The 18,200-nt window shown below is 72.4% G+C and carries 18 protein-coding genes; 9 read left to right on the top strand and 9 right to left on the bottom strand.

Going from position 1 to position 18,200, the window contains the following annotated elements; translation table 11 throughout:
* Positions 1-52: 52 nt before the first annotated feature.
* The 3 genes from OHS81_RS11895 (at position 53) to OHS81_RS11885 (ending at position 3,845) form a co-directional block, all read left to right on the top strand.
* Complete coding sequence (locus OHS81_RS11895; protein WP_443058688.1) at positions 53-2,470, top strand: trypsin-like peptidase domain-containing protein; 2,418 nt, start codon at positions 53-55, stop codon at positions 2,468-2,470.
* Positions 2,471-2,586: 116 nt separating this feature from the next.
* A complete protein-coding gene (locus OHS81_RS11890; RefSeq protein ID WP_328384756.1) occupies positions 2,587-3,072 on the top strand; it encodes a sec-independent translocase in 486 nt (161 codons plus the stop codon).
* A gap of 119 nt (positions 3,073-3,191) precedes the next feature.
* Complete coding sequence (locus OHS81_RS11885) at positions 3,192-3,845, top strand: hypothetical protein (RefSeq protein ID WP_328384755.1); 654 nt, start codon at positions 3,192-3,194, stop codon at positions 3,843-3,845.
* Between the two features lie 101 nt (positions 3,846-3,946).
* On the opposite strand, the gene OHS81_RS11880 is transcribed toward OHS81_RS11885, so the two are convergent.
* The 3 genes from OHS81_RS11880 to OHS81_RS11870 are packed head-to-tail and all read right to left on the bottom strand — an operon-like array spanning position 3,947 to position 7,028.
* Complete coding sequence (locus tag OHS81_RS11880; protein WP_328384754.1) at positions 3,947-5,107, bottom strand: Mrp/NBP35 family ATP-binding protein; 1,161 nt, start codon at positions 5,105-5,107, stop codon at positions 3,947-3,949.
* A gap of 42 nt (positions 5,108-5,149) precedes the next feature.
* Positions 5,150-5,731 carry a DUF1003 domain-containing protein gene (locus OHS81_RS11875; protein ID WP_328384753.1) on the bottom strand — a complete coding sequence of 194 codons (582 nt, stop codon included), beginning with the start codon at positions 5,729-5,731 and terminating at the stop codon, positions 5,150-5,152.
* On the bottom strand, positions 5,721-7,028 hold the full coding sequence (locus OHS81_RS11870) for a magnesium transporter MgtE N-terminal domain-containing protein (RefSeq protein WP_328384752.1): 1,308 nt from the start codon (positions 7,026-7,028) through the stop codon (positions 5,721-5,723). Before OHS81_RS11870 ends, OHS81_RS11875 begins: the two co-directional genes overlap by 11 nt.
* Before the next feature lie 197 nt (positions 7,029-7,225).
* Here OHS81_RS11870 and OHS81_RS11865 point away from each other — a divergent pair, with 197 nt between their 5' ends.
* Entirely contained in the window at positions 7,226-8,005 is a 780-nt protein-coding gene (locus tag OHS81_RS11865; protein ID WP_328384751.1) for a hypothetical protein, read from the top strand.
* Positions 8,006-8,141: 136 nt separating this feature from the next.
* Here OHS81_RS11865 and OHS81_RS11860 read toward each other — a convergent pair whose 3' ends face one another.
* Positions 8,142-8,681 carry a hypothetical protein gene (locus OHS81_RS11860; protein ID WP_328384750.1) on the bottom strand — a complete coding sequence of 180 codons (540 nt, stop codon included), beginning with the start codon at positions 8,679-8,681 and terminating at the stop codon, positions 8,142-8,144.
* Between the two features lie 87 nt (positions 8,682-8,768).
* The gene (locus tag OHS81_RS11855) at positions 8,769-9,896 is read right to left on the bottom strand and encodes a magnesium and cobalt transport protein CorA (protein ID WP_328384749.1); all 1,128 of its coding nucleotides are present in this window, start codon (positions 9,894-9,896) and stop codon (positions 8,769-8,771) included.
* Between the two features lie 523 nt (positions 9,897-10,419).
* On the opposite strand from OHS81_RS11855, the gene OHS81_RS11850 reads away from it, so the two are divergent.
* Complete coding sequence (locus OHS81_RS11850) at positions 10,420-11,004, top strand: suppressor of fused domain protein (protein ID WP_328384748.1); 585 nt, start codon at positions 10,420-10,422, stop codon at positions 11,002-11,004.
* 85 nt (positions 11,005-11,089) lie between these two features.
* Here OHS81_RS11850 and OHS81_RS11845 read toward each other — a convergent pair whose 3' ends face one another.
* Positions 11,090-12,352: an MFS transporter gene (locus tag OHS81_RS11845; RefSeq protein WP_328384747.1), complete on the bottom strand. Its 1,263-nt coding sequence runs from the start codon at positions 12,350-12,352 to the stop codon at positions 11,090-11,092.
* Positions 12,353-12,603: 251 nt separating this feature from the next.
* On the opposite strand from OHS81_RS11845, the gene OHS81_RS11840 reads away from it, so the two are divergent.
* From OHS81_RS11840 to OHS81_RS11830, 3 genes are all read left to right on the top strand, one after another.
* Positions 12,604-13,242 (top strand): DUF6758 family protein, encoded by a 639-nt coding sequence (locus OHS81_RS11840; RefSeq protein WP_088799789.1) that lies wholly within the window; start codon positions 12,604-12,606, stop codon positions 13,240-13,242.
* 224 nt (positions 13,243-13,466) lie between these two features.
* The gene (locus OHS81_RS11835) at positions 13,467-14,321 is read left to right on the top strand and encodes a PHP domain-containing protein (RefSeq protein WP_328384746.1); all 855 of its coding nucleotides are present in this window, start codon (positions 13,467-13,469) and stop codon (positions 14,319-14,321) included.
* 216 nt (positions 14,322-14,537) lie between these two features.
* A complete protein-coding gene (locus OHS81_RS11830; RefSeq protein ID WP_129294305.1) occupies positions 14,538-15,143 on the top strand; it encodes a MarC family protein in 606 nt (201 codons plus the stop codon).
* A gap of 156 nt (positions 15,144-15,299) precedes the next feature.
* Here the strand turns inward: OHS81_RS11830 and OHS81_RS11825 are convergent, their stop codons facing one another.
* The gene (locus OHS81_RS11825) at positions 15,300-15,452 is read right to left on the bottom strand and encodes a hypothetical protein (protein WP_088799792.1); all 153 of its coding nucleotides are present in this window, start codon (positions 15,450-15,452) and stop codon (positions 15,300-15,302) included.
* A 202-nt stretch (positions 15,453-15,654) separates the two neighbouring features.
* Here OHS81_RS11825 and OHS81_RS11820 point away from each other — a divergent pair, with 202 nt between their 5' ends.
* The gene (locus tag OHS81_RS11820; RefSeq protein ID WP_328384745.1) at positions 15,655-16,581 is read left to right on the top strand and encodes an NYN domain-containing protein; all 927 of its coding nucleotides are present in this window, start codon (positions 15,655-15,657) and stop codon (positions 16,579-16,581) included.
* 98 nt (positions 16,582-16,679) lie between these two features.
* Here the strand turns inward: OHS81_RS11820 and OHS81_RS11815 are convergent, their stop codons facing one another.
* Together OHS81_RS11815 and OHS81_RS11810 are read right to left on the bottom strand one after the other, a co-directional pair.
* Complete coding sequence (locus OHS81_RS11815) at positions 16,680-17,159, bottom strand: SRPBCC family protein (protein ID WP_328384744.1); 480 nt, start codon at positions 17,157-17,159, stop codon at positions 16,680-16,682.
* A gap of 149 nt (positions 17,160-17,308) precedes the next feature.
* Positions 17,309-18,175 carry an alpha/beta fold hydrolase gene (locus OHS81_RS11810; protein ID WP_328384743.1) on the bottom strand — a complete coding sequence of 289 codons (867 nt, stop codon included), beginning with the start codon at positions 18,173-18,175 and terminating at the stop codon, positions 17,309-17,311.
* Between the last annotated feature and the right edge of the window lie 25 nt (positions 18,176-18,200).

The following is an 18,200-nucleotide window of genomic DNA, read 5'->3' as shown; positions in this document are numbered from 1 at the left end:
CCGCGAGGTGGTGGTGGCCCGCGCAGGTCCGCGGGCGAATTCTGGGGAGAGCATGGACGACGGTAAGGCCGCCGGGCCGAAGCTGAAGTGGTGGAGCCGCCCGGGAGACCCCCCGCGCACCGAACCGTCCGCCGAGGCCGGTCCGCAGGCGGTGCCGCCCGCCGGCGGCACGGCGGGCGGTGCTGCGAACGGCAGGGCGGGCGGCGCTGCGGACGGCACGGTGGCCGAAGCGTCCGGCGCATCCGGCACCCCCGACGCGCAGGGGGCACAGGACTGGATCGTCCGTCCGCCGGAGCCGCGCGAGGGCTCAGGGGCGGGCATACCGCCGGAGCCTTCTTCCGGGAGCACCGGGAGTCCCGAAGCGGACGCCGCGGCCGATGAGTTGACGGTGGCACGCGGAACGACAGCCCCGGACCGGACGCGCGAGGAGGAAGCCGGGGCCGCGGGCGCCGGGACGAGCGGTGCGCGACCGGCCCCGTCGACCATGACGCTCGGCCGGGTCACCGGTGCCACGCGGGGCGAGGCACTGCACCGGGCAGACGGGGCCCCGGACGAAGCGGCCACGACCACGGCGGCAGCCCCCGCTCCGGTTTCCGGGACGCCCGCGCCCGGAGCCCCCGCATCCGGGACCCCGAGCGCCACACCGCCGCGGCAGCAGCCGTTGCACGCCGAGGACCCGTACGGCACCCCTCCGTACGGCGGTCCCGGGCCGTGGGCGCCCGCACCGCCCGTACAGCGGCCGGTGGCCACCCCCGCGCACGGCACCGCCCTCCCGCCGGCCGCCGGGCCGCTGCCCCCGTACGGTGCCCCGGCCGCCGAGCCGCGCGCCTCGCACCCGGGACTCCAGAAGTCCGGCCCCCCGCAGCCCTCTTCCGCTCCGGGTGCCGCCCCCCGCGCCGACGCACCGCACACCGCCGCGGCACAGCCCGTCCCCCAGCAGCCCGACGCACCCCGGACCGCTGCCCCGCCCGCCACCGGCCCCCAGGCCGCTGCCCCGCAGACCACCCCCCTGGGCGCCGTGCCCGGAGCGGCGGCAGCCGGACCCAACGGCTCGGCGCAGGACAGCGCGGACGGCGCCTTCGTCCCCCACCCCGGCGACGGTGGCCCCCGCCCGCCGGCCGCCCCCGCCGCGCCGTATGCGGCCCAGCCGCAGCCCTACCCCGCCCTGCCCGGCGACCAGGGACCGGCCTCCGCCCAGGGACAGCACCCGGCCCCCCAGGGACAGCACCCGGCCCCCCAGGGACAGCACCCCGCCTCCCAGGGGCAGCACCCCGCCCCCCACGGCGCCTGGCAGCACTACGACCCGTGGCGCGCGCCCCTGCAGGGCGGCCCCCTCGCCCCGTCGTCGCACGACCGGCGCCGTCGGCGCGGGCCGCTGGTCGCCGGCGCGGTGGCGCTGGCGCTGCTCGCGGGCGGCATCGGCGGCGGCATCGGCGCGTATGTCGAGCGCTACGGCGGGATCAACGACATCAGGCTGCCGCAGTCCGCCGGTGACGAGGGGGGCCGCAGGCCCGACAGCGTCGCCGGGATCGCGCAGACCGCGCTGCCCGGCGTGGTCACGATCCATGTGCGGGGCAGCGCCGAGCAGGGCACCGGCACCGGCTTCGTCCTCGACCATCAGGGCCACATCCTCACCAACAACCATGTCGTCCAGCCGGCCGGCAACGGTGGCGAGATCTCGGTGACCTTCAGCGGCGGCCAGACGGCCAAGGCCAAGGTCGTCGGCCAGGACGGCGGCTATGACCTCGCCGTCGTCCAGGTGGAAGGCGTCACGGGACTGCGTCCGCTCACCCTCGGCAACTCCGACTCCGTGCAGGTGGGCGACCCGGTGGTGGCGATCGGCGCACCCTTCGACCTCGCCAACACCGTCACCTCGGGGATCATCAGCGCCAAGCAGCGCCCGATCACCGCGGGCGGCGAGAAGGGCGACGGCAGCGATGTCTCGTACGTGGACGCGCTGCAGACCGATGCGCCCATCAACCCCGGTAACTCCGGCGGCCCGCTGGTGGACGCCAAGGCGCGGGTGATCGGCATCAACAGCGCCATCCGGGCGGCCGACAGCGGCAGCGGCCAGGCCGGCGGCGCCCAGGGCGGCAGCATAGGGCTGGGCTTCGCCATACCGATCAACCAGGCCAAGCGGGTGGCCGAGGAGCTGATCAACACCGGCCGGGCGACCCATCCGGTGATCGGCGTGACCCTGGAGATGGAGTACGCCGGCGACGGGGCGCGGGTCAGCGAGCACAGCAAGAGCGGCAAGCCGTCGGTCATCCCGGACGGCCCCGGCGCCGAGGCCGGGATCAAGGCCGGCGACGTGATCACCAAGGTGGACGGTGCCCCGGTGCACAGCGGTGAGGAACTGATCGTCAAGATCCGCAGCCACCGGCCCGGCGACACGCTGGTGCTCACCCTCCTGCGGGGCGGCAAGGACCGCTCCGTACGGCTCAGCCTGGGTTCCTCCAGCACGGGTTGATCGTTTGCATGGTGTTGGTACGGGCGACTCCCGCCCGACGTACGGGGCCAGGTACCGTGATAGGCGGCCTGGCCCATAGGCCGACGAAGGCCGCGGATTACCCAAGGAGCTGCTAGGTGTTCTTCGATATAGGACCCCTCGAGCTGGTGGCGCTCGTGATCCTTGCGGTGCTCGTCTTCGGCCCGGACAAGCTGCCCAAGGTCATCCAGGACGTCATGGGCTTCATCCGCAAGGTGCGGGCGTTCTCCGACAGCGCCAAGGAAGACATCCGCAGCGAGCTCGGGCCGGACTTCAAGGACTTCGAGTTCGAGGACCTCCAGCCCAAGAACTTCGTGCGCAAGCATGTCCTGGACAAGGACGAGTACGGCCTCAAGGACCTCCAGGAGATCCGTAACGGCTTCGACCTGAAGAAGGAGATGGCCGAGGTCACCGACGCCGTCCACGGCCACGACAGCGCCTCTTCCGCCACGCCCTCGAACGGGGCAGGTCCCAGCCTGTCCAAGGAGTCCCCGGCCGCCTCCGCCGGGCGCCCTGACCTGGTCAAGAAGGCCGGAAGCCGTCAGCCGGACGAGCGTCCGCCGTTCGACGCCGACGCCACCTGACACACACCGGTATGACCGGCTGTGTTGACGCCTATGGCTATGCTCCGGGTGTCCGGGGTTCGGTCGCCTGAGGGGGGCGGGCCGCCCACGACGCAGGGCAACAAGGAGGCTCCGCGCAGATGGAGACGACGAGTCGGACAGCGGCACAAGGGGTGTCCGCAGAGGCCGGCCGGAAGGTCGACGGCTATCTGCTGGCCGCGTTCCCGTGGTACGGCCTCGACGAGGCGTTCACCGGTCCGCGCTGGCTGATGCAGGTCGGCGCAGCCGCGGACGGCACCGTCGAACACGGCGCCACGGGGCATGGCGAGGAGCCCACCATCAAGGTGGAACCGCCGCAGGACGAGCGGTTCGCGGTCGTGGTGACGGTCGCCAGCCGCCCCGTACGGCGCAGCGCCGACGGCACCGGCGTACTGGAGGCGACCTCGGTCTCGACGGCCGCCTGGCTCGCCGGCTCGGGCCTGCTCGCACAGACCTGGCCCACCCGGATGGACCGGACGCTGCGCCAGGACTGGCTGGACCAGCAGACGATGCTCGCCTGGGAGCTGGCCGACGACCTCGGCGGCGGGAGCTGGAGCGAGCTGATGCTGCCGGTGGACGGTGTGCCGACGTCCTTCGCCTACCGCGAGTCCGAGTACGGCTGGGTCCTGGCCGGCTCGGCGAGCGAGGGGCCCGAGGGATCCGAGGGCGTCCACATCGGTGCCTACGGGCGGGGGATGAGCGCGTACGGGCTGGGCTTCTCGGTGATCAAGGATCTGGCCGAGTACCAGGGCTGAACGGCAGCGCAGGAAAAGAGCTGAACGGCAACGCAGAAGGGGCGGGCCCGCACGGGCCCGCCCCTTCTGCGCGTCATCCGGTGTTCGCGGCCGCCGCGCTCTCAGAACTTGTTGCGCGGGGTGATACCCAGCGACATGCCCTGCAGGCCCCGCTGCCGGCCGCCCAGCTTGCCCGCGATCGTGCGGATCGCCGAGCCGGCGGGGGAGTCGGGGTCGGTCAGCACGACCGGCCTGCCCTCGTCGCCACCCTCGCGCAGCCGGACGTCGATCGGAATGGCACCGAGCACCGGCACCTGCGTACCGGTCGTCTTCGTCAGGCCCTCGGCGACCCGCTCGCCGCCGCCGGTGCCGAAGACGTCGACCATCTCGTCGCAGTGCGGGCAGGGCAGCCCGGACATGTTCTCGACCACGCCGACGATCTTCTGGTGGGTCTGCACGGCGATCGAACCGGCCCGCTCGGCGACCTCGGCCGCGGCCTGCTGCGGGGTGGTGACGACCAGGATCTCGGCGTTCGGGACGAGCTGCGCCACCGAGATGGCGATATCGCCGGTGCCGGGCGGCAGGTCCAGCAGCAGAACGTCCAGGTCGCCCCAGTACACGTCGGCCAGGAACTGCTGGAGCGCGCGGTGCAGCATCGGGCCGCGCCAGACCACCGGGGCGTTGCCCGGGGTGAACATGCCGATCGAGATGACCTTCACGCCGTTCGCCGACGGCGGCATGATCATGTTCTCGACCTGGGTGGGCTTGCCGTCGGCGCCGAGCATGCGGGGCACGGAGTGGCCGTAGATGTCGGCGTCCACGACACCGACCTTCAGGCCGTCGGCCGCCATCGCCGCGGCGAGGTTGACGGTCACCGACGACTTGCCGACGCCGCCCTTGCCGGAGGCGACGGCGTAGACCCGGGTCAGCGAACCGGGCTGGGCGAACGGCACCTCGCGCTCGGCGGTGCCCCCGCGCAGCGAGGTGGTCAGCTCCTTGCGCTGCTCGTCGCTCATCACGTCCAGCTCGACGGCGACGGAGGTGACGCCCTCGACCCGCTCGACGGCTTCCCGCACGTTGTTGGTGATCGTCTCGCGCATCGGACAGCCGGAGACCGTGAGGTAGACCACGACCGCCACCGCGCCGTCCGCCGCGATGTCCACCGATTTGACCATCCCCAGTTCGGTGATGGGACGGTGGATCTCGGGGTCGTTCACCGTCGCGAGCGCGTCGCGGATCGCGTCCTCGCTCGGTGCGGTGCCTGGGGGAGTGTCGTTGGCCATGTCCCGATGGTACGGCGCGTGAGGGTGCCTCCGGAAAGCCCGTCAGCGGTCGCGTTCATCACTCTCCGCGCCGGCCGGCTGCCGCAGCTCCAGATCCCTGAGCATGTCCTGGAGCTCGGAGCGGATCCAGTCGCGGGTGGCGACCTCCCCCAGGCCGAGCCGCAGGGCCGCGATCTCCCGGGTCAGATACTCGGTATCGGCGATGGACCGTTCGTTCTGCTTGCGGTCCTGCTCGTGGGTGACCCGGTCGCGGTCGTCCTGGCGGTTCTGCGCCAGCAGGATCAGCGGCGCGGCGTACGACGCCTGCAGGGACAGCGCCAGCGTCAGGAAGATGAACGGGTACTGATCGAACCTCAGGCCGCTGGGCACCGTGGTGTTCCAGAGGACCCACAGGATGATGGTGACGGTCATCCAGACGATGAAGCGGCCGGTCCCCAGGAAGCGGGCGATCTTCTCCGAAAGCCGCCCGAACGCCTCCGGGTCGTACTCCGGCAGGAACGTACGGCGCGGCGCGCGCGGCTGGTCGAGGCGCACCCGCGGCCGGTCCGCGGCGCCCCGGCGCATCGCCGAGGAGCCGTTCGCCCGCGACCGCTCCCTGGCGCCCTCCCGCTCCTCACCGGCCATGCGCACTCTCCCCGAGGGGCCGGTCGCCGTTCAGGCCGGCCGTGGCCGGGCCGTGCAGCCCGTCCTCCCGCCAGTCGTCCGGCAGCAGATGGTCCAGCACGTCATCGACGGTGACCGCGCCCAGCAGCGCCCCGCTCTCGTCCACGACCGGGGCGGCGACCATGTTGTACGCGGCCAGATAGCTGGTCACCTCCGGCAGCGGGGTGTCCGGCGGCAGGGCCGGCAGATCGGTGTCGGCGATCGAGCTGACGAGGGTGAACGGCGGGTCGCGCAGCAGCCGTTGGAAGTGCACCAGGCCCAGGTACTTGCCGGTGGGCGTCTCGTCCGGCGGCCGGCAGACGTAGATCTGGGCGGCCAGCGCGGGCGAGAGGTCCGGGTCGCGCACCCGCGCCAGCGCGTCCGCGACCGTCGCGTCCGGGCGCAGCACGATCGGCTCGGTGGTCATCAGCCCGCCCGCGGTCCGCTCCTCGTACGACATCAGCCGTCGCACATCGGCGGCCTCCTCCGGCCGCATCAGCGCCAGCAGCCGTTCCTTCTCCTCCTCCGGCAGCTCGGAGAGCAGGTCGGCGGCGTCGTCCGGGTCCATCGCCTCCAGGACGTCGGCGGCCCGCTCGTCCTTCAGCTTGCCGATGATCTCGACCTGGTCGTCCTCCGGCAGCTCCTCCAGGACGTCCGCCAGCCGGTCGTCGTCGAGCGCCGCGGCGACCTCGGCGCGCCGCTTGGCGGAGAGATGGTGCAGCACACCGGCGAGGTCGGCGGGCCGCAGCTGTTCGAAGGTGGCGAGCAGGCTCTCCGCGCCCTGCCCGTGCTCCTCCAGCGAGAAGCCGGTCACCGCCGACCACTCGACGGTCAGCACCTCGCCCTTGCGGCGCAGCGCCCCGCCCTTGCCCTTCCGCACGAAGACCTTGTCGATCTCCCAGTCGCGGCGGGCCGGCAGCTGGGTGAGGCCGATGTCGAGGACGGTGACCTCCTCGTCGGTCTCCACCAGGCGCACCCGCCGGTCGAGCAGTTCGCCGAGTACCAGCGTCTCGGACGTCCGCTGCTCGAAGCGCCGCATATTGACCACGCCGGTGATGATGATCTGGCCGGACTCCACCCCCGTCACCCGCGTCATGGGCACGAAGATCCGGCGCCTGCTGATCACCTCGACGACCACCCCGAGCACCCGCGGGGGACGGTCGCCGACCCGGAGCAGCGCGACGAGGTCCCGCAGCCGGCCGACCTGGTCGCCGTTGGGGTCGAAGACGGCGATGCCGGCGAGATGGGAGACGAAGACCCGGGGAGTCACCACTGCCATGCAGAGTGCCGCCCTTTCTCCCGTTCGGCCCCGAAATAGGGCATCAATGCGGGTTCAGGCTAACGCGCCCCGGCCCGCGCCGCCCCGGGGAAGGAGGCCGTAGGGTGACCGCCACGCACCCCGCCGAAGACCGTGCGCGGCCCAGGTACGCTGCCGTACTGCTGTCGAGGTCACCCGCATCAGGAGGCACAGCCGACGTGAGCGCAATTCCCCCGGGCGCCGGCCCTCGACCCCTGGCCGGAACCCGTCGTACGGGACGGGCCGCGCTCGTGGGGGCGGTCTGTGCGGTACTGGCCGTGGCGGTGACGGGCTGCGGCGGGGAAGACCCGGACGCCGGCACCAACGGCGTGGGGAAGCTGCCCGCCGCGAAGATCGAATCCAAGGCGCGGGCCGCGGCCCAGCGGGCGGACACCGTGCACCTCTCCGGCAATGTCGTCAGCCAGGGCCGCACCTACAAGCTCGACATGCGGCTGGCGAAGGACGGCGCGAAGGGGGAGCTGACCACGAAGGCGGCCGCCTTCCAGCTGCTGCGGGTCGGCGATGCGCTCTATCTGAAGGCGAACGCGGCCTTCTGGGCCGGCGAGAAGGGCGGTGCCTCGGGCAAGCCCAGCCAGGCGGCGGGCAAGCTCGACGGCAAATACGTCAAGGTTCCGTCCACCGACCCGGTCTACCAGCGCTTCAGCGGCTTCACCGACAAGGACACACTGCTCGCCGGCCTCCTCGGGCTGCACGGCAAACTGACGACCGGAAGCCGCAGCGACATCGACGGGGTCCGCACCGTCCGGGTGGCCGCCGGCGCGGGCTCCGGCGGCACCCTGGACGTCTCCCTGGAGGGCACGCCCTACCCGCTGCGGCTCCAGCGCGCGGGCGGCGCGGGGGTGGTCCGGCTGGCCGACTGGGGCCGGAGCGTGGACCTCAAGGCCCCGCCCAGGGACCAGGTCGTGGACTACGGCTCCAAGATCTCCGGCAAGCGCTGAGATACGGGCCGGGCAAGCGCCGGGCAAGCGCCGAGAAGCGAAAAGGGCCGGGAAAGGGCCGGAAAAGGGCTGAGATCCGGGGGCGGGCCGCGGCCCTCACCGCTCGGCTTCAGCCCTTGGCGCCACCACCCGGGCTTCAGCCCTTGCGCCCCCGCCGCAGCAGCTTCGGCAGCGCCGCGGGCGCCGGACGCCGGGTGATCGCGGGGGTCGCGAGCGGCGGTGCGGCGTGTGAGCCCTCCGGCATCTGCCCGGGGCGCTGCTCCGCCGCCCCGGTCGGCTCCAGCCGCAGCACCCGGCACTCGCGCGCCCAGCGCTCCGTGAGGGTGTCGGCATCCGGCGCGTTGAGGCGCTTGCCCTTCAGCTCGTCGACGGCGGCCTGCCAGGCCTCACTCCCGGGCGCCGGCTCGACGACGGTGGCCTGCCAGGCGATCAGCCGGCCGCCCTTGTCCTTGCTGCGTACGGTGACCGTCGCCGTGCCGCCGTCGGTGAGCCCGAGGTCGTCCAGCGGCTGTTCGCCGGGTCCGCCCCCGACGAGGCAGGCGGCTCCGTCGTGCCACAGATGCCACAGCGCCCGGGCCGGGCCGGCGTTCCCCCGCACCCAGATGAGGCCGGACTTCTTCGTGGCCTCTTCGATGAGCGCCCGATCCTGCAGGGCCTGCGACACGGTCTCCGTCATACGGTCCAGCCTAATGGCCCGGCACCGGGCGGTCGGGGGCCGTCCGGGCGATGGGACGCGGCCGGCCCGGACCCCGCCCGGTCCGCGTCACAGCCACCCGTTGCGCTTGAACCCGCGGTGGATGCCGAAGCAGATGGCGACCGTCACCAGCATCATCGCCGGATAGCCGAACTTCCAGTGCAGCTCCGGCATGTAGTCGAAGTTCATGCCGTAGATCCCGGCGATCATCGTGGGGACGGCGAAGATCGCCGCCCACGCCGTGATCTTGCGCATGTCCTCGTTCTGCGCGACGGCCGCCTGCGCGAGGTTGGCCTGCAGGATGGAGTTGAGCAGATCGTCGAAGGACAGCACCTGCTCGTTGACCCGCGCCAGGTGGTCGGCGACATCCCGGAAGTACTTCTGGATGTCGGAGTCGACCAGCCGCATCGGACGCTCGCTCAGCAGCTGCATCGGCCGCAGCAGCGGCGACACCGCCCGCTTGAACTCCAGCACCTCGCGCTTGAGTTGGTAGATCCGCCCGGCGTCGCCGCCCTTGGGGGAACCCTTGCCGCCGGTGCCCTTGCCGTTGGTGCCCGAGCTGAAGACGTCGATCTCCACCTCGTCGATGTCGTCCTGGACCGCGCCGGCCACCGCCATATAGCCGTCGACGACCTGGTCGGCGATGGCGTGCAGCACCGCGGACGGCCCCTTGGCCAGCAGTTCCGGATCGTCCTGCAGCCGGTGCCGCAGCGCGCGCAGCGAGCCCTGGCCGCCGTGCCGCACGGTGACGATGAAGTCCCGGCCGGTGAAGCACATCACCTCACCGGTCTCCACCACCTCACTGGTGGCGGTCAGCTCGGTGTGCTCCACGTAGTGGACCGTCTTGAAGACGGTGAACAGGGTCTCGTCGTAGCGCTCCAGCTTCGGCCGCTGGTGGGCGTGCACGGCGTCCTCGACGGCGAGCGGGTGCAGCCCGAACTCCTGGGCGATACCGGCGAATTCGGCCTCGGTGGGCTCGTGCAGCCCGATCCAGGCGAAGCCGCCCTCGGAGCGGACCGAGGCCATCGCCGCGGCCGGGGTGACGTGCTCGCTCACCCGGCGGCCCTCGCGGTACACACCGCAGTCGACGATGGCGCTGTTGGCGCAGGCCGGGGCGGACTTCTCGTAGTGGTACGGGGTGCTGTCGCGCCGCCGGGAGGGGCGGACGGCGGCACGCAGGTCACGGATCATCGACATGGCAGGCTCCTTCACGGGCCGGCCGTCAGTGGCGAGCGCGGGGCGCAACGCTGCCCGGAACGTGGACGTACGAGGCGTCATCGGCTGTACGTCCGCAAAGCGGGCGGCGCTCGTGCGAGGGCACTGACGGCAGTTCGCAGAAAACACGGAACAAAGAGTCGAAGGCGCTCTTCCGTCATCTACATCCGGCGCAAAGGTGCTTCCTTGGTTTCGCCGCTGAGCGGCGGGGTACGGAAGCTCTCGGATCAGGAGATTCGCTGCGCGAAGGGGATGACAGGAGAACTATCGGTACTGCACGGTCGACTCGGATCCACCGCAGCCCCACCTCCTCCGGCCGGTCCCCGTTGGGGGACGACGTCATTCCCTGAGCAGACGGCAAGGCTATCAGTCGCCTGCAGTGCTACGGCGCCGCTTTGCCCGTTCCATACGAAGAACGGGACGCCGCGCCGGGTCCCCGGACGGCGCCCGGGGAAGCCCGTGGAGCGGTGACGGCCGGGCGAAGGCTCCGGCCTATGCTCGCGTCATGTCTGACGTTCTTGAGCTGGTCGAGGCCCGGTTGCGGACGACCCTGGGCGAGCCGGACGCGCGCGCCGCCGTCACGTTCCTCGGCACCGACCGTATCGAGGTCCTCCGCTTCGTGGACAACGGGGTGGTGCGATACGCCACGCTCGGGATGTCCGCGCAGCCGATGGCCGATCCCACCGCCGTGCTGGCCGATCCGCTGCGCGGCCCGCGCGCCGAACTCCTGCTGTCCGTACGCGCCGGCCGCGTGGAGAGCGACAAGGTGCTCAGGCCGCTCGCCGTGCTCGCCGCGTCGCCGCAGGTCGAGGGGGTGGTGGTGGCTCCCGGAGCCTCACTGGACGTGGGGGAGCCGCTGTGGCCCGGGGCGGCTTTCACCTCGGTCCTGGTCGCCTCGCCCGGGGGGCTTGTCGAGGACCTGACGCTCGATGAGCCGAGGGAGCCGGTCCGCTTTCTGCCGCTGTTGCCGATGACGCCCAACGAGGCCGCCTGGAAGCGGGTGCACGGCGCCGAGGCCCTGGAGAAGCGCTGGCTGGAGCACGGCACGGATCTGCGCGACCCGCTGCGTACGGGCGTACCGCTCGACTGAGCCGCGCGCGGCGGTACGACGGCGCACGCCCCGTCAGTTTCCGTGCGGGGGCGGGCCACGGGGTGTGCGCGGTGCCCGGTCCGCCTCAGTCGGCGAGGACCGCGACCGGGTCCTGTCCGGCGTGCCGCGGCGCCGGTGCCCCGGCCTCGGTGGTCAGCGCCCGGCGCCGGACGGCGACGACGCCGGCGCCGGTCACCGCGGCGGCGGCCGCGACCACGAAGGGGAGGTGGATATCGGTCCACTCCTCGATCTTGGGCGCGAGGAACGGCGCGGCCGCCGCCGCGAACCACCGGACGAAGTTGTAGCCGGCGCTCGCCACGGGGCGCGGCGCGTTTGAGACGCCCAGGGCCAGCTCCGTGAAGACGGTGTTGTTCAGGCCGATGAAGGCGCCGGAGAGGACCGTGCAGACGACGGCGGTGGTGTGGCCGCCGTAGCCCAGCACGATCAGGTCGGCCGCGAGCAGCAGCAGCGAGCCGCCCAGCACCTTCAGCGAGCCGAAGCGGTGCTGCAGCCGGGGCGCCACGATCACCGAGAACACCGCGAGCAGTACGCCCCAGGCGAAGAAGACCCCACCGGACTTGTACGGCGACATGTTCAGCACGAACGGGGTGAAGGCCAGCACCGTGAAGAACGCGTAGTTGTAGAAGAACGCGGCCACGGCGGTGGAGGCCAGGCCGCCGTGGCCGAGCGCCTTGAGCGGGTCGAGGAGCGAGGTCTTGATCGCCGGCTTCGGCTGCTCCTCGAGGAAGGCGGTGATGGCGAGGAAGCCGATGGCCATCAGGGCGGCGGTGCCGAAGAACGGGTAGCGCCACTTCATGTCGCCGAGGAGCGCGCCGAGCAGCGGGCCGCAGGCCATGCCGAGGCCGAGCGCGGACTCGTAGAGCAGGATCGCCGCCGCGGATCCCCCGGCCGCCGCACCCACGATGACCGCCAGCGACGTCGAGACGAACAGGGCGTTGCCCAGGCCCCAGCCGGCCCGGAAGCCGACGAGCTCGCCGACCGACCCCGACATGCCGGAGAGCGCGGCGAAGACCACCACCAGTGCCAGGCCGGCCAGCAGCGTCCGACGGCCGCCGATGCGGCTGGAGACGAAGCCGGTGACGAGCATCGCGACGGCGGTGATCAGGAAGTAGGAGGTGAAGAGGAGGGAGACCTGGCTGTTGGTGGCGTGCAGGCCCCGGGCGATCGAGGGGAGGATCGGGTCGACGAGGCCGATGCCCATGAAGGCCACGACCGAGGCGCCCGCCGTGGCCCATACGGCCGTCGGCTGGCGGAGGACGGAGGTGCCGCCCTCGCCGGACGGATCGTCCGCGCCGCTGCCGTGGCCGCTGCCCTTCGTGCCGCTCATGCTGCGGATCCCCTTCCCGTTGCCGGTTGCGTACCCCTGGTCACCGCGGTCCCGCCGGACCGCCGGGATCGTTGACGTTTACACACAATAAGTTAGGCACGCTAAAGAGTGCAAGTGGCAACTAATTTCCTGGCTGAACGGGGCAGGCGGCCGGGAAGCGGTCAATTACACGGCGGAGTACGTGATTCGGGGCGCACCGGTGAGGTGATCGTCCTTGACGCGGCGGCGGGGCTGGAGGACCGTGGATGCCTATGAGGGGCGAACCCAGTTGTCCGAAGTGCGGAGGCCGGGTACGGGCGCCCGGTCTCTTCTCCGACACCTGGCAGTGTGCGCTGCACGGCACCGTGCACCCACTCCAGCCCGTCGTCCCGCCGAGCGTCGAAGCGCTCGGCGTTGTCGTGCAGCGCGCGCAGGTGCCCGTGTGGATGCCCTGGCCGCTGCCGGTCGGCTGGCTGTTCACCGGCGTGGCCTGTGCCGGTGACGACCGCAGCGGCGGCCGCGCGACCGCGGTGGCCTGCACCGGCCCCGGCCCGCTCGGCGGCCCCGGCGAACTGCTGCTGATCGCCGAGGAGCTGGGCGTCGGCCTCGGCGCGCGCTACGCCGGTATCGACGGCCCCGACCCCGGCCCCCACATGTGCGTGGACAAACCGCCGCACGCCAAGGTGCTCGCCGCCGGCCGCCCGACCGCCTTGTGGCATGTCGACGGTGCGCCCGCGGACCGTGCGGTCTTCGCGGGCGAGGCGCGCGGGCTGTGGCTCTGGGCGATCGCCTGGCCCGAGCAGTCGGGGCTGCTGCTGTACGACGAGTTGGTGCTGACCGATCTGCGCGAGGCGGGCGCCGAGGTGGATCTGCTGCCGTGCGGGGCCATCTCGCCGCGGATTCTGGGCTGAGGGCCGGCCGCCGGAGACGGCGTCGGCGCCGGTCGCCGGGGACGGAGAGGCGGACGCCGGGGGCGTGGACGGCCGGGGTGGCGTCCCTCACCGTCCGACGGGCCATGGGCGCTACCGGCCGCCCGGTATCCTTCCGGTGTCCCCTACGGGGCTCCCCGGCCTCCTGCCGGGCCGCGCCCCGTATCTGTCCCGTATCCGTCCCGCAGCAGTCTGGAGTCCGCGTCGTGCGCATCGATCTGCACACCCACTCCACGGCCTCCGACGGTACGGACACCCCCGCGGAGCTGGTGCGCGGCGCCGCGGCCGCGGGGCTGGACGTCGTTGCGCTGACCGACCACGACACCGTCGGCGGGCACGCCGAGGCGCGGGCCGCGCTGCCCGCGGGGCTGACGCTGGTCACCGGCGCCGAACTCTCCTGCCGGCTCGACGGGGTGAGCCTCCATATGCTCGCCTACCTCTTCGACCCCGAGGAGCCGGAGCTCGCCCGTGAGCGCGAGCTGGTGCGGGACGACCGGGTGCCGCGGGCCCGGGCAATGGTCGCCAAGCTGCGGGAGCTCGGTGTGCCCGTCACCTGGGAGCAGGTCGCCCGGATCGCCGGCGACGGCGCCGTGGGACGGCCGCACATCGCCACCGCCCTCGTCGACCTGGGCGTGGTCGATTCCGTCTCGGATGCCTTCACCTCCGAGTGGCTCGCGGGCGACGGGCGGGCGTACGTGGAGAAGCACGAGCTCGACCCGTTCGACGCGATCCGGCTGGTCAAGGCCGCCGGCGGGGTCACCGTCTTCGCGCATCCGCTGGCCGTCAAGCGCGGCTCCTGCGTACCGGAGAGCGCGATCGCCGCGCTCGCCGCGGCCGGTCTCGACGGCATCGAGGTCGACCACATGGACCACGAGGAGCCGACCCGCGCGCGGCTGCGCGGCCTGGCCGCCGACCTCGGCCTGCTGACCACCGGTTCCAGCGACTACCACGGCAGCCGCAAGACCTGCCGCCTCGGTGAATACACCACCGACCCCGAGATCTACGGCGAGATCGTGCGCCGCGCGACCGGCGCCTTCCCCGTTCCCGGCACGGGCGGCTGAGCCCGCCGCGGCCGGCGGCCGCCGCGCACGCCCCGTATCCCGGCACTCCGCCGGCACCTGCCCGGTGCCGCCGGGCGACGGTGCGGATGCCGCCTTCCGTCCGCCGTTGCCCGCCCACCTCCTCCTCCCCTTTCCTTCCTTGGCCGCCTTACGGACCCGCGCCCGCGCGCCGCCCGTGAGCGCTCGTCCCGTACCACCTCTCGCAAGGCCTTCACCGTGTTCGACATCGCTGTCTTCAGTACGCTCTTCGTCACCCTCTTCGTGATCATGGACCCGCCGGGTATCACCCCGATCTTCCTGGGCCTGACCTCCGGCCGGCCCGCCAAGGTGCAGCGCCGGATGGCCTGGCAGGCGGCCACCGTCGCGTTCTGCGTCATCGCCGTCTTCGGCCTCTTCGGCCGGCAGATCCTGGGGCGGCTGCACATCTCGACACCCGCGCTGATGATCGCGGGCGGGCTGCTGCTTCTGCTGGTCGCACTGGATCTGCTGACCGGGAAGTCGGAGGAGCCGACCCAGACCAAGGACGTCAATGTGGCGCTGGTGCCGCTGGGCATGCCGCTGCTGGCCGGGCCCGGCGCGATCGTGTCGGTGATCCTTGCGGTGCAGCATGCCCACGGCTTCGCCGCCCAGCTCTCCGTCTGGACGGCGATCGCGGCGATCCATGTGGTGCTCTACCTGGTGATGCGGTTCTCGCTGGTGATCATCCGCGTGATCAAGGACGGCGGAGTGGTCCTGGTGACGCGGCTGGCGGGCATGATGCTCTCCGCCCTCGCGGTGCAGCAGATCATCAACGGCGTGCTGCAGGTGATCCAGGGAGCCTGACGCCCGCCCGGGCCCCGGGAGCCGGCCGCGGACACCGCAGCGCCCCCGTACGACGTGCTGATTCCAGTCGTCGTACGGGGGCGCTCGTGCGGTGCGGCCGGCTCCCGGGGGCCCGGGCAGGCGGGGTGCTCGCGTCGTCGGGCGGCGGAGCGGGCGTTAACGGACGGCGGTGCCGGCCGGGCGGATGTAGATGCGCTGGCCCGTTGCGGCGGCCTGCTGCACGATCCGGTTGACGGAGGCGGCGTCCACGACGGTGCTGTCCACGGCGACACCGTCGACATCGTCCAGGCGCATGATCTCGAAGCGCATACGGCTTCTCCCTTCGTCTGATCCTCCTGCGGAGAACTCTTGGGTATACGAGCGGCCCGGCGTCGCTGCCGGGCGCTCCACCATGTATAACGACCTGCCCAGGGCAATCATTCCCTACGCTAAAGAAAAATTTCGACGGCCTAAGTACGGAGCGGTAGCGCGGTTGTGCCCGCGGAGTGACCGCCCGGAGAATGGGTCCGGTATGAACGACGTCCAGCCCACGGGCCACACCGACCTCACCACGCTCGCCGCCGGGATCGAGCGCACCAACGAGCTGCTCACCCGGGTGCTCGCGGAGGTCTCCACCACGCCGTCCACCCATGCGGCCTTCGTGGACGCGGGCTATGTCTACGCCGCGGCGGGACGGCTGGTCACCGGCACGGAGGACCGCAAGGCCTTCGATCTCGACGCCGAAGGGATCATCGAGGCCTTTATCGACAAGGCCCGGATGATCTTCCCGGACAGCCGGCTGCTGCGCGTCTACTGGTACGACGGCGCCCGCCGCCGGATCCACACCCAGGAACAGCAGCGGATCGCCGAGCTGCCTGATGTGAAGGTCAGGCTCGGCAACCTCAACGCCAACAACCAGCAGAAGGGCGTCGACTCCCTGATCCGCTCCGACCTGGAGTCGCTGGCCCGGCACCGCGCGATCAGCGATGCGGTGCTCATCGGCGGCGACGAGGACCTGGTCTCCGCGGTGGAGGCGGCGCAGGGCTATGGCGCACGGGTGCACCTGTGGGGCATCGAAGCCCCGGGCGGCCGCAATCAGGCCGAGCCGCTGCTGTGGGAGGTCGACAGCGCGCGCACCTTCGACCTGGAGTTCTGCAAGCCGTACGTCACCCGGCGGATCGGCGTCGAGTACAGCGACCAGATGACGGGTGAGGGGCCCGCGCCCAGCCGTGCGGAGGTCCGCTTCGTCGGGGCACAGGTCGCCGCGCAGTGGCTGTCGGAACGCGGCCGCGAGTGGGTGGCCGGGCTGCTGCCGGGCCATCCGTATCTGCCCGGCACCGTCGACCAGGAACTCCTCACCGCCGCGGAGGTGCTGCTGCGGCACTCCCTGCGCAGCCATGCCGATCTGCGGCGGGTCCTGCGCGACGGCTTCTGGGACCACGTCCAGGCGCAGTACTAGGCCGGTGCCGGGCAGGCGTCAGCGCCCGTGGAAGGCTTCTGTCGGCACCGCTCCCCGCGGCGCCGCGCACTTCCCCGCGGCGCCGCGGCGCAGGCCGCTCAGGCCCTCGCCAGCAGCTCGGTGAGGCGGTCGAAGAAGCCCGCCCAGCCCGCCTCCGCCTGGCGGTACTGCTCGGGGGTGAGGTTGCCGCCGAGCTGGCGGAAGGCCATTTCCGTACGGTCGCCGAGATCGGTCAGGGTGACCCGGACGATCTCGCCCTCGGAGCTCGGTGCGGACGTGTCCTTGAGGGTGAACTCCAGCCGTTCCGGGGCGGCCACCTCGCGGTAGACCCCGGAGAACGGCAGCTCGCCGCCGTCCGGGGTGCGCATGACCAGCGTCCAGACCCCGCCCGGCCGGGCGTCCATGGCCATCCGCTCGACCGGCACCGCCAGCTCCCCGCCGAACCAGTACGCGAAGTGCTCGGGCGTCGTCCACGCCTCGAAGACCAGCTCACGGCGGGCGTCGAAGGTCCGGTTGAGCGCAATGCCGTGGGGGGCGTCCTCGGCGCCGGCCGGGGAAGTCGACGGATTCTCGGTCATGGTCGGGCCCTTCGTGCGAAGCGGTGCCGGCCGGGCGCCGGTGGGGGCCCGCCTCCCTCGATGCTCGCCGAACCACCCCGTGCTGTCCTGGCGACGCCGTCCGCTCGGCCCACACGGGCCGGCGGCGGTACCCGACGGCCGGGCGACGCTCAGCCCACACCGCTCCAGAAGCCGGCGAGCGCCTCGGCCGTCTTCTGCGGCCGTTCGGCGTTGGGGGAGTGTTCGGCGCCCTCGATGACGGTGCGCCGGGCGGACAGCCGCTCGGCCATCGCATCCATCGACGGCACCGGCCAGGCATAGTCGACGGCGCCGGAGACCACATGCGTGGCAAGCCCCGTACGGGCCAGCTCCGCCACCCGGTCGGGCTCTTCCAGCATCTGACGGCCGGTCGCGATCAGCTGCTCGGGAACGGTGTTCAGCCAACGGCGGTACAAGAACGCGCCGATCTCCGGCGGCGTCGACGCGGCCGCCGCCTCCGGGGGATCCAGCTCGCGCATCGCCCGCCAGACGCTCTCCATGTCGAGCGTGCCGAGCGCCTCGATCAGCATCCGCACCCGGGCCTGCTGGGACGCCTCGATGGCGGCGGGCCCGGAGCTGAGCACGGTCAGCGAGCGGAACGGGGCGGCGTCGAGCAGCACGGCGGCCCGGGTGACCAGCCCGCCCAGCGAGTGCCCCAGCAGATGCACCGGCCCGCCGTCCGGCTCCCGCAGGGCCTGCGCCTGGGCCAGCACATCGAGAGCCAACTCCCTTTGCGTGTAAGCCCGTTCATCGCGCGGGCCGGCGGATTCGTGCTGACCGCGCCCGTCCACCGCGACCGCCCGGAATCCCGCCGCGGCCAGCGGGGCCAGCAAGGCGATGAAGTCCTCCTTGCTGCCGGTGAATCCGGGCACCAGGAGGGCGGTCCCGATCGGCGCGGCATCGGGCCGGGCGTCCTGCACGGCGAACGCGCCGCGCTCGGTGTCGAGTCGGTACGCACGGGCGCACGGGGGCAGTGTGAGGGTGGGCGGCCTGCTCATGGGGTGAGGTTATCCGGGCCGGGCG

Origin of the sequence: Streptomyces sp. NBC_00400 (assembly GCF_036048035.1) — a bacterium.
Lineage (GTDB): Bacteria > Actinomycetota > Actinomycetes > Streptomycetales > Streptomycetaceae > Streptomyces.
Note: the sequence above shows the minus strand (reverse complement) of the source record. Positions and strands in the feature narration are given on the sequence as shown.

Bases quoted from the DNA above. Each gene is read 5' to 3' on its own strand.
- OHS81_RS11895 (WP_443058688.1), top strand. From the start codon at position 53: ATGGACGACGGTAAGGCCGCCGGGCCGAAGCTGAAGTGGTGGAGCCGC.
- OHS81_RS11885 (WP_328384755.1), top strand. From the start codon at position 3,192: ATGGAGACGACGAGTCGGACAGCGGCACAAGGGGTGTCCGCAGAGGCC.
- OHS81_RS11880 (WP_328384754.1), bottom strand. From the start codon at position 5,107: ATGGCCAACGACACTCCCCCAGGCACCGCACCGAGCGAGGACGCGATC.
- OHS81_RS11875 (WP_328384753.1), bottom strand. From the start codon at position 5,731: ATGGCCGGTGAGGAGCGGGAGGGCGCCAGGGAGCGGTCGCGGGCGAAC.
- OHS81_RS11870 (WP_328384752.1), bottom strand. From the start codon at position 7,028: ATGGCAGTGGTGACTCCCCGGGTCTTCGTCTCCCATCTCGCCGGCATC.
- OHS81_RS11860 (WP_328384750.1), bottom strand. From the start codon at position 8,681: ATGACGGAGACCGTGTCGCAGGCCCTGCAGGATCGGGCGCTCATCGAA.
- OHS81_RS11855 (WP_328384749.1), bottom strand. From the start codon at position 9,896: ATGTCGATGATCCGTGACCTGCGTGCCGCCGTCCGCCCCTCCCGGCGG.
- OHS81_RS11850 (WP_328384748.1), top strand. From the start codon at position 10,420: ATGTCTGACGTTCTTGAGCTGGTCGAGGCCCGGTTGCGGACGACCCTG.
- OHS81_RS11845 (WP_328384747.1), bottom strand. From the start codon at position 12,352: ATGAGCGGCACGAAGGGCAGCGGCCACGGCAGCGGCGCGGACGATCCG.
- OHS81_RS11840 (WP_088799789.1), top strand. From the start codon at position 12,604: ATGAGGGGCGAACCCAGTTGTCCGAAGTGCGGAGGCCGGGTACGGGCG.
- OHS81_RS11825 (WP_088799792.1), bottom strand. From the start codon at position 15,452: ATGCGCTTCGAGATCATGCGCCTGGACGATGTCGACGGTGTCGCCGTG.
- OHS81_RS11820 (WP_328384745.1), top strand. From the start codon at position 15,655: ATGAACGACGTCCAGCCCACGGGCCACACCGACCTCACCACGCTCGCC.
- OHS81_RS11815 (WP_328384744.1), bottom strand. From the start codon at position 17,159: ATGACCGAGAATCCGTCGACTTCCCCGGCCGGCGCCGAGGACGCCCCC.
- OHS81_RS11810 (WP_328384743.1), bottom strand. From the start codon at position 18,175: ATGAGCAGGCCGCCCACCCTCACACTGCCCCCGTGCGCCCGTGCGTAC.